Origin of the sequence: Victivallis sp., assembly GCF_048170485.1 — a bacterium.
Lineage (GTDB): Bacteria > Verrucomicrobiota > Lentisphaeria > Victivallales > Victivallaceae > Victivallis.
The window spans coordinates 1-15190 of record NZ_DBEXAY010000002.1; the positions used below are offsets into that span (position 1 = coordinate 1).

The 15190-nt window shown below is 57.4% G+C and carries 11 protein-coding genes and 1 pseudogene; 3 read left to right on the plus strand and 9 right to left on the minus strand.

The window, feature by feature from the left end; genetic code table 11:
• Window positions 1-487: 487 nt before the first annotated feature.
• From ACMLHG_RS00020 to ACMLHG_RS00050, 7 genes and pseudogenes are all read right to left on the minus strand, one after another.
• On the minus strand, window positions 488-847 hold the full coding sequence (locus tag ACMLHG_RS00020) for a hypothetical protein (protein ID WP_294436112.1): 360 nt from the start codon (window positions 845-847) through the stop codon (window positions 488-490).
• A gap of 191 nt (window positions 848-1038) precedes the next feature.
• Window positions 1039-1518, minus strand: a complete 480-nt coding sequence (locus ACMLHG_RS00025; protein WP_294436111.1) for a transposase — start codon at window positions 1516-1518, stop codon at window positions 1039-1041.
• Between the two features lie 133 nt (window positions 1519-1651).
• Window positions 1652-3511, minus strand: coding sequence for a hypothetical protein (locus ACMLHG_RS00030; protein WP_417169125.1), 1860 nt, complete (start codon window positions 3509-3511; stop codon window positions 1652-1654).
• A gap of 17 nt (window positions 3512-3528) precedes the next feature.
• Window positions 3529-3975 carry a hypothetical protein gene (locus ACMLHG_RS00035; protein WP_294436109.1) on the minus strand — a complete coding sequence of 149 codons (447 nt, stop codon included), beginning with the start codon at window positions 3973-3975 and terminating at the stop codon, window positions 3529-3531.
• Between the two features lie 42 nt (window positions 3976-4017).
• Window positions 4018-4694: pseudogene (locus ACMLHG_RS00040) on the minus strand (hypothetical protein).
• On the minus strand, window positions 4694-5416 hold the full coding sequence (locus ACMLHG_RS00045) for a prepilin-type N-terminal cleavage/methylation domain-containing protein (RefSeq protein WP_294436106.1): 723 nt from the start codon (window positions 5414-5416) through the stop codon (window positions 4694-4696). The pseudogene ACMLHG_RS00040 and the gene ACMLHG_RS00045 overlap by 1 nt, the downstream one beginning before the upstream one ends.
• On the minus strand, window positions 5413-6525 hold the full coding sequence (locus ACMLHG_RS00050; RefSeq protein ID WP_294436105.1) for a LacI family DNA-binding transcriptional regulator: 1113 nt from the start codon (window positions 6523-6525) through the stop codon (window positions 5413-5415). Before ACMLHG_RS00050 ends, ACMLHG_RS00045 begins: the two co-directional genes overlap by 4 nt.
• A gap of 610 nt (window positions 6526-7135) precedes the next feature.
• Between ACMLHG_RS00050 and dnaE the strand changes: the two genes are divergently transcribed.
• From dnaE to ACMLHG_RS00065, 3 genes are read left to right on the plus strand one after another with little or no spacing between them, the layout of a single operon-like run.
• Entirely contained in the window at window positions 7136-10690 is a 3555-nt protein-coding gene (gene dnaE, locus ACMLHG_RS00055) for a DNA polymerase III subunit alpha (protein ID WP_417169126.1), read from the plus strand.
• Window positions 10691-10711: 21 nt separating this feature from the next.
• On the plus strand, window positions 10712-12010 hold the full coding sequence (locus ACMLHG_RS00060; protein WP_417169127.1) for a DUF2157 domain-containing protein: 1299 nt from the start codon (window positions 10712-10714) through the stop codon (window positions 12008-12010).
• Complete coding sequence (locus tag ACMLHG_RS00065) at window positions 12007-12579, plus strand: GDYXXLXY domain-containing protein (RefSeq protein WP_417169128.1); 573 nt, start codon at window positions 12007-12009, stop codon at window positions 12577-12579. Before ACMLHG_RS00060 ends, ACMLHG_RS00065 begins: the two co-directional genes overlap by 4 nt.
• On the opposite strand, the gene ACMLHG_RS00070 is transcribed toward ACMLHG_RS00065, so the two are convergent.
• Both ACMLHG_RS00070 and ACMLHG_RS00075 read right to left on the minus strand, forming a co-directional pair.
• A complete protein-coding gene (locus tag ACMLHG_RS00070; protein ID WP_295809810.1) occupies window positions 12551-13696 on the minus strand; it encodes a redoxin domain-containing protein in 1146 nt (381 codons plus the stop codon). The genes ACMLHG_RS00065 and ACMLHG_RS00070 overlap by 29 nt on opposite strands.
• The coding region (locus ACMLHG_RS00075) for a D-alanine--D-alanine ligase (RefSeq protein WP_417169129.1) at window positions 13696-15190 on the minus strand (1495 nt) is incomplete at its 5' end. The genes ACMLHG_RS00075 and ACMLHG_RS00070, both read right to left, overlap by 1 nt.

The window sequence follows — 15190 nt, forward strand, 5'->3', positions numbered from 1 at the left end:
GTGCAAGTGCTGGTTACAACCGGGGGATATACCGTGGATGACAATCCCATTGCTAAGCATTCCGGTCACTTGTAATCAAGACGTTTTCGAGTATAGTGAATGGCGAGCTTATGTACTCCCAGTAATACAGCTGGGAGAAGAAAGGCGATAAGTACGGGAATGTAACAGCCACCTCTTTACGGCTGTCGCACTTATATGATGCCATAGGACGGATTGTGACGGAGGAAAATTGTGCTCTTATTCCCCAATTGGACAACTTTTTATGGAAGTTTGGTGTAAGATCCTTTGAATTAGCATATTCCTTTTTTTCTTTGATTACAAATTCCAAAATATACTTCGGCCAGAGCCCGATATTGGAGCGCCAAATGAATCCGCCTGGAGTTAGCAAAGTTCACACAAAGTTGCATGCTGACGCAAAGTTGCCCAGCTGACGTGCTCTTTTATTCTGAAGTTCTCATATTTCCCTCCCGTCAGAACCACTCCCTCTTTACGTTATCCCAGTATCAGTCGTTTTGAACATTTCCCCCCACAGTGAAAGATGCTCTTTTACCAAAAATGGCGTCTCCATATAAATCTCCAACATCTTGTCCTTGAACCGTTCGTCGGAAGCTGTCCGGGAAATCTCCCCTTGGCTTTTGTAATAAAAGCTTGAATGAGGAATATAAAGCAACTTCAATTGACGATTCACGCTTGAATCGGGATTCAAGCCGCAGGCCAAGGACACATTTCGTAAAAAATCATTCTCGATTTCAAGGCATCCGATTTCCCTCATCAGATCGTTCTCGGTATACGGCTTGCTTTCTTTTTGTTCAGCCAAGGACTGGAAAATCTCGGAAGCCCCTTTCATGAGTTTCTTTTTCCACTGCTGAACCTGATTCGGATGAATCTGTATTTCCCCGTGATCTCAGCGACGGTCAGTTCTCCGCGCGGTGCTTCCAAAGCGACGCAACTTTTGAATTTGAAGTCATATGACTTTTTCATAAAACGCCCTCCTTCTCGAAGTTAATTTAACGGGCATTTTGCACCAAGTCAAGTTGTTCAGTTTTCGGGGCCAACCGTATTATATTTGTTGGCATTGGCTTCAAACTTTGTTCCATCGATAAAGACTTCAGATATGTCAATGTTATATTTTTGAACAATCTCTTTCATGATACATGAGAATATTTCTCGCTGTCTTGCAACAACTATGTTGTTGTAAAACCTGGAAATCGTGGAATATGACGGAAGCTTTTGTTCCATCAAGTGCATAAAACGTGTGTCAAATCGAATGCTGACTTCAATGCGTCGAAGACTTCCCGAATGTTTAGAAAATGCAAATAGTATGGCGGAAAATAGACGAAACGGATTATAAGGTGGTCTTCCGCCTTTTTCGATGCTTTTAGTAACTGTTTCTGCTATTATTCGATCTAAGCCTGAGTACTCTAAAATCCTGAGATAATTATCGAGTTTTTGCTTTTCCTCTGTGAATAAGTCTGAGTAAAGAAACAAAGAGTTCTGAAAATTTGTAAAATAGGCCATGGTCATCTCCTGATCATAGCCTTATTATACACAATTTTACCGAGATTCAAAAGAAAAAGGGCTGTCGCATACCTCATTAGGTTTTGCAACAGCCCCTTCGATGCGTTGCTGAAATTTATGTTCCCCGGCGAAGTCACCGGCGGAGGTGGAGAGTGATTTTTTTCGGCCCTGTTAGATAAATTAAGCCGGGGGTGAGAGTCGTGTTTTCGGGGAGGGTGACCGGTTCCCCGAGAAAATTGCAGGCCTCCTCGATCTTACCGTCGATTTCCAGGGTGATGGCAAGATCCATGCTCATGCTCCAGATTGCCCAGACCCGTTTGCCGTCCGGGCGGAACCATGTTGCCCGGCAAATCTGGCCGTCCCGCTGGAACTGGGGCACTTGCGAACCGGCCGGGAGCATTTTCGTCAGCGTCAGATAGGCATCGAATGCGGGTTTCTTCTCCAGATTCTCATGCAGTGTCCCGAAATGGCTCTCCAGCGTATCAAGTTTTTCGTTGTGGGATCGCAGGGAATACCAGAAAATCCGTTCCACTCCCTGCGATAATCCCACGAGGTAGATGCGCGGCAGCAACTCCGCCTGTCGCCGGGGAGAGACTCCTTCGAGCGTTTGGCCCAAGGTGCTGACGATTATTTTGCCCCGCAGATCGCTGTTGAGATCATAGATCGCGACGACCGGACCGCGGAAATTTCCTTCCACCGCCTCGATTACCGGAATGAACCGGTCGCCCGGCTTGAGGTTGCGGTCGTGCAGAAAACGGTTGCCTGTTGCCGGGAGCGGCGTGGAAAAGGCGGTTTCAAAACCGGTTGCCGGTTTCAGTTGAGCCTGCTTCGGCACTTTGGCCAGCCACCAGGCATCCCAGCCGATGTGGAATGTCGTCATGTGCTTCTGCCCGACGGATTCCCGGCTGCCGTCTGCACGTTGATCGTAATAGAGCGGTGCGCCGAATGCCAGGAACAGAGTGCCGCCCCGTTTGACGTAATCGCGTAAATCTGAAATGTAACTCATCGGGAAATCTTCGTCCGTCGATGGCATCAGAACTGGAAACTCCTTCACATCCAGTGTCTTGATCTGGTCGAGAGAAATGATCTTCACCTGTTTGAATTCCGGAAACACCTGAACGGGATCCAGGTGCAGGCCGCTGGGAAACATCCGGTCCACATCGCTGACTACCGCCACTGCCGTCCGTGAAGGCTCCAGTCCGGCCCGGCGGAAAACCGCCGGCATGACTGTGCGGAAGTACGGCGATGGACGCGAACTGGACCAGCCGATTTCGGTAAACCAGATCGGTTTGTTCTGCAGGCCGTACTGCGCCATCAGTTTCTTCAGCGCCTGCAGACGTGGAACCAGCCCCTCCGGTACGCCGCGGAACCAGTAGGGGTGAACGCTCATGACATCGAAATAGTTCCCCGCTCCCAGTTTGAAGGTCCCTTCGATGAAGTCCATCGGGATTCCGGAGGTGCCACCGTAAACGACCTGCAGTTCCGGATCGATTTTCTTGATCTCCTCCCAGGTACGTTTCAGGAAGGGGACGTACGTCGTTGGTCCCGGGTTTTCCGGCCAGAATGTCGTACCGTCCTCTTCATTCCACACCTCCCAGTACCGCAGGTCGTTCCGGTAGCGCGTCACGATCCGCCGGACGAAATCGGCCCAGGCATCCGGATGTTTCCAGGCGGGATATCGCCATTTCGGCTGAAAATCGAGAATCGGCAGAATGGAAAGCCGGTGCTCGCGTGCGATTTTCACTATCTGATCGGCCTGGCTGAAATTCCATTCGCCGGGCTTCTTTTCGAAAATGTTCCAGTTGAAGTCGCCGCGGATCCAGCGCGCTCCCATCTGTTCGGCCTGCGCCGCTTCGCGTACCACCTCATTGACAGGAGTCCAGTTCCAGTGTGAACAGACTCCGTAAGGATTTTTCTCCAGTTTTCCTGCGGCCATTGCGCTGCCTGCGCACAGCAAAACGGCCGCGCACGACGAAAGAATTCGGTATTCCATCTTGTTCTCCTTGTTGTTCAAATCTGCAGCTGCAGCAGCTGCAGATGGTTTCCTTCCATCTCCCCCGAGGCGATAACCGAGGAGCCGTACCTCAATTGAAATGGGACACGTTCGCCGGAGGAGTTCCACAACTCCCATTCGATGACGTCGTCATCCCGGCGACGCTGTCCCCGCGGAATGACGACATCCGGTTCCTGGCTCCAGGCGGTCCGGTGGAATCCCGTACCGTCGGATGCGGTGGTAAGTTCGATATGATCCGCTCCCGGCAGCCGGCTCCGGTACACCGGCGCGATCCGTTCGGCAGGAAGGTCGAACCACCACAGCTCCCGCTGGAGCTCCCCGCAATCCGCCATCCAGTTTTTGATTGACTCGACGGAGGAGTAGCACCCGGGGGCGTGATGGAGCAGTTCCCCGCTCACCACCGGCAGTTTTTCTGCTTCGATTACTTCGAAATAGTGTTCCAATGTGGAAAATTCCAGAGGATAACGTTCTGCGGCAACGAGCAGTCAGCGCAACTGTTCCTCGTAGATTCCTTTGCCATGATCTCCGATTCCAAAGAAAAAACTCTGATGTTCATCGCCGTTTTCCAGCAGATGTTCGATTCGGGCGAACAGCTGTTCCCGGTTCCTGCAGTTGGCGGTCGTATATTCGCCGAGCACCCGGAACGCGATCACTTCGGCTGTTACGTCGTCACCTTTCCAGCGGAACTGGTGAGGCATCTTTTTTGCGGTCCGGTCCGGGCGCATCCACACGTAGCGGCGGAAGCCGCTTGCCGCCAGAAGCTTCGGCAGGCCGCAGTTCTGGCCGAAAGAATTGACGCAGTACGCGATCGAAACCTCCTGCCGAATTTGCGTCGGAAATATTCTCTGCCGAACCTCGATTGCCGCAGCTGTGCCGCCGGAGTGATTACCGTGTCGGACTGTTCTTCCCTGCCGCCGACCGCCTCCCCGCGGCCGGCATCGATCAGTGACGCGATGGTCCGGAACAATTCCGGCTCACATCCTTCCAGCCAGCGGTAACAGGCGACGGAGGAACGGACAAATCTCAGCATCGGGTATTTTTGCTGGATGCGCACGAAACTCCGGCAGGTGTTCAGCCAGGCGGAGCGTCCCTCTTTCGGTCGCCACAGCCGGATCGGGTCCATGTAACTGTTGCCGATAACGTATAATTTCTTTGCGCTCATTATAAATCGTATCCAGAAGCTGCTTCTGCTCTGCCGTCGTTCATCGGGCCGTTGAAGCGGAAGTAGAACATGTCGTAGTGGTCGCTGATGCCGTTGACGACCGGCAGTGGTTTGACGTGGCCATCCGCGAAAATGCTGTTGAACAGAACTCTGCCGACGGCGGCCTGATTGGTGGTGTTGGTTCGAATTCCGCTGCCGTCATGCCGGGCCTGCCATTCGTAGTGAAACACCTGTCGGGAAGGATGACGCCATTTCCCCAGTTTCAGGTTTTTCTGGTAGCGGTATGCGACGCAGCGGTACATATAACTGAGGATCGCCCATTGCAGATCCGACGTTGGCTCGACCTTTTTACCATTCACCGTCGGATTTTCCTGATCGGAGGGGCAGAGCATCGATTTGCCGTAACCGCCGAGATAGTCTTTGATCGACATCGCCCAGGCATATCCTTGGAAGCTGTTGGCAATTTGGCCGCCGTCGTCGCAGAAGAATTGCAGCCAGAAATTGTATGGAAGAAATCCCTTATTGTCATCGACATACATCAGGAACGCGGCGGACTGTTGCTTCAGGTTGGAGAGGCAGCTGGTGTTTTTTGCCTTCTCTCTCGCCTTGTTCAGGGCAGGCAGCAGCAGACTGGCCAGTATGGCTATAATTGCAATTACAATTAAAAGTTCAATTAACGTAAAATACAGACTTCTTTTTTTCTGCTTTGTGCGCTTGCTCATCTGCGACCTCTCTCTTTAGTTGTTTGTGAAAGGCTTCCGGAAAGATTCCGGACGCTCTGGCGAACTGTGATGGAAGTGTCGTCGAGGATCGACATTCGTGTCGTACGGAAAGCCGGATTGAGAATCAGGTCAAATGCCCGTTCCACGCACAGGGAGTGATCGGAAGTGCTGGTGGTCAGCGGCGGCGAGAAATAGTCACAAAAATTCCAGTGTTCCTGACTGGTGATGATGCTGATCTCCTCCGGGCAGCGGAGCCCGGCTTCGTCGATCGCCCGCCGTCCGCCGATGGCGCCGTAGAGTGATTCAAACAGGATGGCGGTGAATTCTCCCCGGTGTTGCCGGCACAGTTCCACCGTGTTCTGATATCCGACTGAGGTCCCCTGATCCCACGGACGCATTTTGACGTAGTCGGCCAGGATGAGTTCGCCCCGGGGGATGCCCGCTTCGGAGGCCGCGTGATAGATCCCGTTGAAGAACGCCTGATCTGAACTGCGCCGTTGAGGTTCGTTGCAGACCAGGGCGATTCGCCGGTGCCCGTTCCTCAGCAGGAATTTCATCTCGTTGTAACCGGTCAGAAAACTGTTCCCGTGTACACCGTAGATGTTGGAGTAAACCAGAAATTTTTCGGGAAACCACTGGAAAAAGACGCAGGGGATGCCGAGTTGGTCGAATTCAGCCAGCTCGCGCATCGTCATTTCCCGCGGGGGCAGGATGATGCAGCCGACAATATCGCTCTTTTGGGAGGCCAGATCGAGAATTCCCCGGTAGTTGCTGCCTGCCATCAGCTTGAACGGGCGCAACTGGATGTCGCGCCGCAGGGCGGACATCTCCGCCAGATGAACGTTTTCCCAGATATTGTAGGAGAAAAATTCCGGATAGGCGAGCAGGATTGCTGATTGATTGCGGTCGCGGTTATTTTCCAGATGCGTTTCCAAATCACGCGATGAGACGAAGGTACCCTTGCCGCCTCTCCGTGTGACATAGCCGTCGCGCTCCAGTTCCACCATAACCTTGTTGACAGTGCCACGGCTTGCATTGAAGCGAATGGTCAACTCGCGTTCCGTCGGCAGTTTTTCTCCCATCGGACAACGTCGGATCAATTGCAGCATACTTTCCCGCAACCGCTTGTGCAGAAATTGTTTCCCGCCTGATTCCATTTCGGCTCCATTTATGGTATGGTATGTGTTTTATTTTGTTTAAAATGGCTTGGTATATACCAAGCTCCATTTATATTATACCAGAAAAGGGGATAAATGTCAATCATAATTTCAAAAAAAAATAATTTTTTTGACTCTGCAAGGATATAAAGGTAAATGCAATTTATTTTTCGAATGCATGGATTTTTACTCTTATAAAACCAAGGATACGTCACTTCAGGGAGAAGGGGTTCTGTTTTACAACCTATAAAAAGAAAGGAAAAATATCGCATCGAACAATTTCCTCGACAGCAGAAAAGTCTGTTGGAAATCGGCCGAACTTTGAATTGAGCTTATTCGACGATCAAACGAAAGATTTTGAAGTACTGTCGTCCAGCAGAAGATTCCACTGGGGCGAAGTGCCAAGCGTTGCCAGCATTGTTGAACTTGTAAATATCGCCGTCTTTTCCCCGGGAATTTTTTTGAAAAATATTCGGTCGGCGGGTTGTGAAGAGACGCTTTCCGGAGTATACTATTCCGTGGTATTGTTCACGATTTTTCATACAGGAGAAATGCGCCGAAAATGGCTTCCGATTTCGTTCATCTGCATCTGCACACCCATTACAGCATGCTCGACGGAGCGTGCACCATCCCCGGTCTGGTCGAGCTGGCCAAAGAACATGACATGAGCGCGATGGCCATCACCGACCACGGTTACATGGGGGGCGTCGAAGAGTTCCACCGGGTGCTCTCCGGGGCCGGAATCAATCCGATCGTCGGGGTGGAAGCCTACGTCGCTCCCGGCGATATGCGCGATTTCGATTCGAACAAGCCCTTCAACCGCGGCGGATTCCACCTGGTGCTGCTCTGCGAGAACGAACAGGGCTACCTCAGTTTGTGCAAGCTCATGTCCGCCGCCAACAAGGAGGGGTTCCACTACAAGCCGAGGATCGACAAGGAGATCATGCGGCAGTATCACGAGGGGCTCATCTGCACCAGCGCCTGCATCGGCGGCGAGATTTCGCAGTACTTCCTCCAGGGCGATACGAAGCGCGCGGAGCAGGCGCTCGGCGAATATCTCGACATCTTCGGCCCGGACCGCTTCTTCATCGAACTCATGGATCACGGCATGGAGGAGGAGCAGCGCTGCAACAAGTACCTGATCGACCTCGCCCGGCGCAACAACCTCAAGCTCATCGCCACCAACGATGTCCACTACATGCGCAAGGAGGACGCCGAAGCGCATGAGATCATGCTCTGCATCCAGACCGGCGCGCGGCTGGCGGAGAAGCACTTCCGCTTCCCGACGCCGGAGTTCTACTTCAAAGGCGAGCAGGAGATGCGCGAACTCTTCCGCGAGGTGCCCGAGGCGATCACCAACACCCGGCTGATCGCCGAGCGGTGCAGCATGAAGTTCCACTACGTGCCCGAGGTCAACCATTACCCGAAGTTCTACATGCCCGACGGGCGGCTGGCCGACCGCAACGACCTGCGCGAGGTCTGCTTCGACAACATGGAGTACCGCTACGGATTCGACCCGCGCAAAATCTCCGAGCCGGACGCGCGCCAGAAGGAGATCCTCGACCGGATGGAATACGAACTCGGCGTCATCGAGAAGACCGGTTTCATCAGTTACTTCTTCGTGGTGTCGGACTTCATCCGCCACGCCAAGGCCGAGGACATTCCGGTGGGGCCGGGGCGCGGTTCCGGCGCCGGTTCTCTCGTCGCCTATCTGACGCGGATCACCGACATCGACCCGCTGCGGTTCAACCTCTTCTTCGAACGCTTCCTCAACCCGGAGCGGGTCAGTCCGCCGGACTTCGACGTGGACTTCTGCGAACGCCGCCGGGGCGAGGTGATCGACTACGTCCGGGGCAAGTACGGCTTCGACAGCGTCGCGCAGATCTGCACCTACGGCCAGCTCAAGGCGAAGGCGGTGGTCAAGGACGTCGCCCGCGTGCTCGGCTGTGACTTCGAATTCGGCAACCGCCTCTCGAAGATGATTCCGGAAGACCCGAAGATGACCCTCGACAAGGCGGTCGAGCAGAACAAGGAGCTCGCCGAGAAGATCGAGACCGACCCGATGATCGGCAAGGTGTGGAAGTTCGCGAAGGTGCTCGAAGGGCTGAACCGTCAGACCGGCATCCACGCCGCGGGGGTGATCATCGGCGACCAGCGGCTGGACAACCTCGTGCCGCTGGCGCGGAGCGCCTCCGACAGCATGGTGGTGCCGTTCCCGGCGCACCCGTGCGAGGAGCAGGGGCTGCTCAAGATGGACTTCCTCGGGCTGAAGACGCTGACCATCATCAAGGATGCGCTCAACATGATCCACAAGGACTTCGGGATCGACATCGACATGATGAAGATTCCGCTCGACGACCCGAAGACCTTCGAGATGCTCCAGCGCGGCGAGACGGTTGCGGTCTTCCAGCTGGAATCCGGCGGTATGCAGAATCTCTGCCGCTCGTTCGGGGTGGAGACGCTCGAGCACATCATCGCGCTTCTGGCGATCTACCGGCCCGGACCGATGCAGTTCATTCCGGACTTCATCCGCCGCAAGAAGGGCGAGGAGGAGATCATCTACGACCACCCGCTGATGGAGAACTGTCTCAAGGAGACCTACGGCATCATGCTCTATCAGGAGCAGATCATGCAGGTGGTGCAGGTTCTGGCCGGCTTCACCCTCGGCGGCGCGGACATTCTGCGCCGGGCGATCGGCAAGAAGAAGGTCGACGTGCTGGCCAAGCAGAAGGAGAAGTTCTTCAAGGGGTGCAAGGAGACCAACAACATCGACGAGAAGCTGGCCGACCAGATCTGGGAGAAGATCAAGTTGTTCGCCGGATACGGCTTCAACAAGTCGCACTCGGCGGCCTACGGCTTCGTCTGCTACCAGACCGCCTACCTCAAGGCGAACTATCCGGTGCAGTTCATGGCGGCGATTCTCAACGGCGAAATCGAGTCCGCCGAGCGGATCGCCTTCATGATCAACACCTGCAAGGATATGGGGATCAAGGTGCTTCCGCCGGATGTGAACTCTTCGGACATCCGTTTCTCCACCGACGGCGACTGCATTCGCTTCGGTCTCGGCGCGATCAAGGGGGTGGGCGAAGTCGCCGCCTCGAAGATCATCGAGAGCCGCAAGGCCGACGGCCGCTTCGAAACCTTCGCCGACTTCTGCGAGCGGTGCGGCTCGGATGTCAACTCCCGCATGCTCGAACATCTCACCCGGGCGGGCGCGCTCGACGGTCTCGGGCTGCGCCGCAGTCAGATTCTGGCGATTGCCGAACCGATGATGGAGTTCGCCAAGGTGCGCGCGGCGGAGCGCGCCGCCGGACAGGGGTCGCTCTTCGACCTGCTCGATGAGGCGGATGCCGGCGAGGTCTGTTCGGTGCCGATTCCGGATATTCCGGAGTTCGACCAGGAGGAGATTTTAAAGAGCGAGAAGGAGCTGCTCGGCTTCTATGTGACCGGGCACCCGCTCGACTACTGCGCGGAACTGGTCCGGGCGTTTGCGAGCGTGCCGCTGCGGGATCTGGATAAACTCAACGACAACGCGCAGGTGCGGTTGACCGGCATGGTCGGCTCCTTCACCCAGAAGTTCAGCAAGAATTCCGGCAAGCAGTTCGGCATCCTCCAGCTGGAGGACCTCGACTCCTCCGCCGAGTGCATGATCTACGAGCGGGCGCTCAACACGCTGTTGAGTTCCGGAATCGAGATGCTTCCCGGCACGCCGCTGCTGCTCGAAGCCATGGTCAGCAAACGGGATGAAGCGGAGAAGCCGCGGGTGATCGTCGAGCGGGTGATGCTGCTCGGCGAGGCGCCGGCGACGCTGGCCGAAGAGTTGCATCTGCACATCTACGCTTCGGAGATCACCAGCGAAAAACTCAAACAGATTTCGGAGGCCTGTTTCCGGGCTCCCGGTGACACCCGGGTGGTGGTCTGCCTGGTGGGGACCGATGATTCGGTGACCTTCATCGAGTCGCGCGGACGGAAGATTTCGGTGACGCCGGAGTTGCTCCGGGAGCTGGATTCGATCCTCGGAACCGGCCATTACCGGCTGAAGGCGAAGCCGTATTCGCCGCCGCCGCGGCGGATGTGGAACCGCGACAAGGCGGCCGCGGAGGAGCCGGCCAAATAAATTGCAACCCGGGGAGGGCGTATGGGGCGGAGTTTTGCCGAAGAGCTTCCGGCGCATCTGGAGGAGTGGGTGCGCGAAGGATTGATTTCACCGGAGAGCGCCGAAATTCTGCTTCGCCGGAACAGGGCGGAGGCGGGCGTGGCGGCGGATGCGGTGAAGCGGAAACTGCTGACGGTTCTGGCGATTCTCTGTGCGGCGCTGCTCGGCGGCGGACTCATTCTGGTGATCGCGCACAACTGGGATATGCTCAGCCCCTTCTGGCGGCTGTCGATGGCGTACCTGCCGCTGCTGGCCGGATTGGTCTTCGGCGGCTTCGTATTGCGGCGCCACGACGGGGAGCCGTGCTGGTGTGAACCCGCGGCGCTCTGGATCGGTGCCGCCGCCGCTTCGGCGATTGCGATTGTTTCCCAGCTCTATCAGGTCAGCGGTTCGCTGAATGACTACCTCTTCTGGTTGATTCTGCTCTGCGTGCCGCAGGTCTGGCTGTTCCGCAGTACGGCACTGGCTTTCTGCTGTTCGGTTGCGACGGTGGCGATGGCGGTCAGCGGGGCGGAGTTGATCGAGAGGAGCTTTCTTCAGACGACGCTGTTCTTCCTGCTGCTCGCGCCGTGGACACTGCGTCTGGCACTGCGCGCTGCGGGCCGCTGGGGGAAACTGGCGGGGCAGCTGGCGACACTGCTTCTGCTCTTTACGCTGGGCGGTTGCGCTTTGGGAAAGACCGGGGGATTCGTGGGCCTGATTTCGTGGGCGGCGCTCTTTTCGGTGCTGTTGACCGGCGGGGCGGAGCTGTTCCGCCGGGAGGGCGGCGGCCGTTTCGGCAACCTCTTTCTCCTCGCCGGATTCGGCGGGCTGGCCTGGCTGGTTGTCGCCGGCAGTTTTCGCGAGTTCTGGGGAATGTTCCGCGAGGTCGACTGCACCGCTTCCGGGTGGATCTGGCTGTTGTTCACCCTCGCGCTCTACGCCGCGGCCGTCGGATTTCTCTGCCGTTGCCGGCGCCGTGCGGAGGGGGGCTGGATCGCGGTTGCGGCGCCACTGCTGGTCTTCTGCTGTCTGCTGGGGGAGAATCCTGATCAAAGTATGTTGCTTTTCAACATTTACTTTGCAGTCACCGGGCTCTGGATGCTGTGGTACGGGGTGCGATTGCGGCAGTTGGGCTGGCTCAACGGCGGGATGTTGATATTGGGCGCTCAGATTTTTCTGCGCTTCTGCGCGTCGGGCGACATTCTCGCCTGCGGCATCTGTTTTCTCGTGCTCGGCGCGGCGCTCGGCGGGGTGAATCTGGTTCTGGCCCGGAAGTTCCGGCGGGAGGCGGTGCAATGAAACGTTGGAAATGGATCGCTTATCTGTTCGCTTCGCTGTTGATTCTCACGGTGGTCTCGATCAAAATCGTGCGGGCGGAGGTGGCGTATCGGTTTGGAAGAAGCTACCGGTTCCCGATTCAGGCGTACGACCCGCGCGATCCCTTCCGGGGGCGTTACCTCGCGCTGGAGATGGAGCATGTGGCCCGCAGTTCCGCGATTCCTGCGGAAGACACGTGTGGACCGTTTTCGTGTTGCGTGTCGATTACCGTCGATGAGAAGGGGAGGGCGCGGTTCGACCATCTGTCGCCCGAGCCGCCGGAGTCGGGCGACTGGCTCAACGTCGATCTGCAGAGGTTCCGGGGGACCCGGAACAGCTTCCGTCCCCCGTTCGAACGGTTCTACCTCAACGAGAAACTCGCCCCGGCGGCGGAGCAGATTCTTATGGATTCGTTTACGCGCGGTGACGCGGAACTGGTGGTCCGCGTCTATCGCGGCTTCGGCTGTGTCGAAGATCTGTTGATCGACGGCGTGCCGATCCGCGAACTTGCGAAACAGCGGCTTACTTCAACTGCTTCGACGCGAGAATGACCGTGTTGAGATAGACCGCCAGCGCGTTTGCCTGCGCGGCTTCGCGGGTGCCCTTGAGCAGTTTGACCGCCTCCTTGGCGAACTGGAGCGCGAGGTCGGGGCGGCCGCAGAAGTAGAGGGCTCTGGCGTACTCCCCGGCGGCGATGCCGCGCTCGCGGTCGTCCTTGAACTTCCCTGATTTCCAGGCGGTTTCAAGGAGTTTGCAGGCGTTCCACGGCCGCAGGGAGGTGAGCTGCTGATTCATCTCCTGCTGCGCGAATTTGAGCAGCACCCGCGGCTGGTCGCTGAAATTCTTCGTCAGCCGGTCGATCCACGGGGCGAGGCGTCCGGGCCGGTCGGAGGATTGCAGAAGATTCATGATCATCCAGTAGAGCTGCGGCTCCTTCGGATTTTTTTCGACGGCGGCGAGAGCGCTCTTCTCCGCACCGTCGAGATCCTTCATCAACTTCCCCTGCAGAGGGAGTTTGACGTTCAGGAGTTCCAGATTGCCGGGGTTCTTTTTGAGCTCTTCGTCGAGCAGTTTAAGCGCGGTGGGGTAGTCCTTGATCCGGATGGCGCTCATGACCGCCTGCGAGAACTTTTCGCGCTCGATGTACTGCTTGACATTGAATTTCCCGGCGATCACCTCAGGCAGGACGGCGGCCAGTCCGCCGACTGCGCCGCGCCAGACCAGCACTCCGTTGCGGTCGATGACCGCCGCCATCGGAATGCGGTCGGTCGAACGCATGTAGTGGTTGACCGTGGCGAGCATGTTGTCGGCCGCGACCGGGAAGGGGAGTTCGTCAAGGCGGTTGAATTTCGCGATGGAGTCGGCCGAATCACAGCCGACCGCGACGAATTGAACCTCCTTTTCGCCGAGTCTGTGGGCGAGCATCGCAATTTCCGCGAAGGCGGCGGTCCCGTTCTGGCTGAGGGTCCAGAAGAAGAGGACGACACACTTTTTCCCCTTGAGGTCGGCGAGGCGGACCGGCCCGCCCTTGATCCATTTTTTCACCTCAAGTTCGGGCGCGGGGACGCCGGTCTCCACGGCGGGCGAAACGGCGGGGAGGGCGTGAAGCTTCGCCGGAATGAACGAGAGCAGCAGCACCGCGGCGAGAAGACGGAGGAGCAGTTTCATCAGAGTTTCTCCAGCTTGTTGAACCAGTTGAAGATCCATTCGGCGCCGAGGATGAAGAAGCCGCTGAACAGAAGGATAAATCCTTCCGGCAGCGCCTCCTGGATCGCACCGACGCCGACCAGCAGCATCGGCAGTGCAATGCAGAGCAGCACCAGCCGGAAGAGCCAGCGGCATGTCTTCAGCAGCAGCCGGCTGGGGCGGCGGCGCAAGGGCATTTCCTGCTCCGCCGGAGCCGTTTCCTCCCCGGCGGAGGCAACTGCCGCAGAAGCGTTCAGAGACGGCCGCTTCATTGCGGCGTAGACCAGCGAAGCGGTCATCGCTTCGAAGGAGATTCCCGCCTGCCGGGCCGATTTCGGCACCAGACTGGTCGCGGTGCAGCCGGGGATGGCGTTGCCTTCGAGCAGCCACGGGGTGCCGTCCGGCGTGACGATGAAATCCACCCGCAGAATGTCGCGGCAGCGGGCGCCGAGATAGAACTTCTTCGACAGCTCCATCGCGCGGCGGACGACCGGTTCGGCGAGCGACTGCACCGGGCAGAAGTATTCGGTGTGCCCCTGCTGATAGACATATTTCGCATCGTAGTCGTAGAAGCCGTGCGGACTGCGGATCTCGATCGGCTCCAGAACAGTGCCGCCGACGATGGGCACGGTGATTTCGACGCCGTTGAGGTACTCTTCGACCAGAATCTCGTTCGCCTGCTTGAACTCCTCCTCCAGCGCCTTTTCCCACTCATCGAATGAGGTGACGCGCACGATGCCGAAGGTGGAGCCCTCCTTCGGAACCTTGAGGATCACCGGGAGCTTCAGATCGGCGGGGAATTCGCGCGATTCGGGGGTGACGGTGTGCCACTTTGCGGTGGGAATCCCGAGTTTGCCGGCGAGCTGTTTGGTGGCGATTTTATCCATGACCAGCAGGCAGGAGCCGCTGCCGGAACCGACGAACTTCAGACCGGCGTCTTCCATTTCCCGCTGGATGCTGCCGTCTTCGCCGAAGCCGCCATGCAGCACCGGGTAGACCACGTCGGCGGCCCGCATTTCCGGGGTGACATGGCACTCCTGCAGGTCGGTTTCGGTCACGTCGAACCCGGCGTTGCGGAGCGCCTGCGCGACGGCGGCGCCGCTTTTGAGCGAGATTTCCCGCTCCCGGCTGGTGCCGCCCTTGAGCACGTTGACCTTCGGCGGAAGGGGGGCGGCGAGCACCGTCTCCAGCGCCGCCGGATCGATGAACTTCACTTCAGGCCTGAGGTAGAAGCCGAACTTCTCCGCGACGGCGGTGCGGATCTCCCGGAGCAGTTCCAGATAGTCCCGTTCGGTGCCGGAGTCGACGTTGACGATGTAGTTGGCGTGGGCGGCGCTCACCTCCACGCCGCCGAGTCGGTACTCTTTGAAGCCGCACTGTTCGATCAGTTTGCCGGCCGGTTCGAATTCGGAGATGTTGCGGAAGGTGCCTCCGGCGCTCCGGCCGCCGGGTTCGCGGCCGCGGCGGGCCTCCAGC

Excerpts from the sequence above, each read along its gene's own strand:
- dnaE (WP_417169126.1), top strand. The coding sequence starts at position 7,136 with ATGGCTTCCGATTTCGTTCATCTGCATCTGCACACCCATTACAGCATG.
- ACMLHG_RS00030 (WP_417169125.1), bottom strand. The coding sequence starts at position 3,511 with ATGGAATACCGAATTCTTTCGTCGTGCGCGGCCGTTTTGCTGTGCGCA.
- ACMLHG_RS00060 (WP_417169127.1), top strand. The coding sequence starts at position 10,712 with ATGGGGCGGAGTTTTGCCGAAGAGCTTCCGGCGCATCTGGAGGAGTGG.
- ACMLHG_RS00070 (WP_295809810.1), bottom strand. The coding sequence starts at position 13,696 with ATGAAACTGCTCCTCCGTCTTCTCGCCGCGGTGCTGCTGCTCTCGTTC.
- ACMLHG_RS00065 (WP_417169128.1), top strand. The coding sequence starts at position 12,007 with ATGAAACGTTGGAAATGGATCGCTTATCTGTTCGCTTCGCTGTTGATT.
- ACMLHG_RS00050 (WP_294436105.1), bottom strand. The coding sequence starts at position 6,525 with ATGCTGCAATTGATCCGACGTTGTCCGATGGGAGAAAAACTGCCGACG.
- ACMLHG_RS00025 (WP_294436111.1), bottom strand. The coding sequence starts at position 1,518 with ATGGCCTATTTTACAAATTTTCAGAACTCTTTGTTTCTTTACTCAGAC.
- ACMLHG_RS00045 (WP_294436106.1), bottom strand. The coding sequence starts at position 5,416 with ATGAGCAAGCGCACAAAGCAGAAAAAAAGAAGTCTGTATTTTACGTTA.
- ACMLHG_RS00020 (WP_294436112.1), bottom strand. The coding sequence starts at position 847 with ATGAAAGGGGCTTCCGAGATTTTCCAGTCCTTGGCTGAACAAAAAGAA.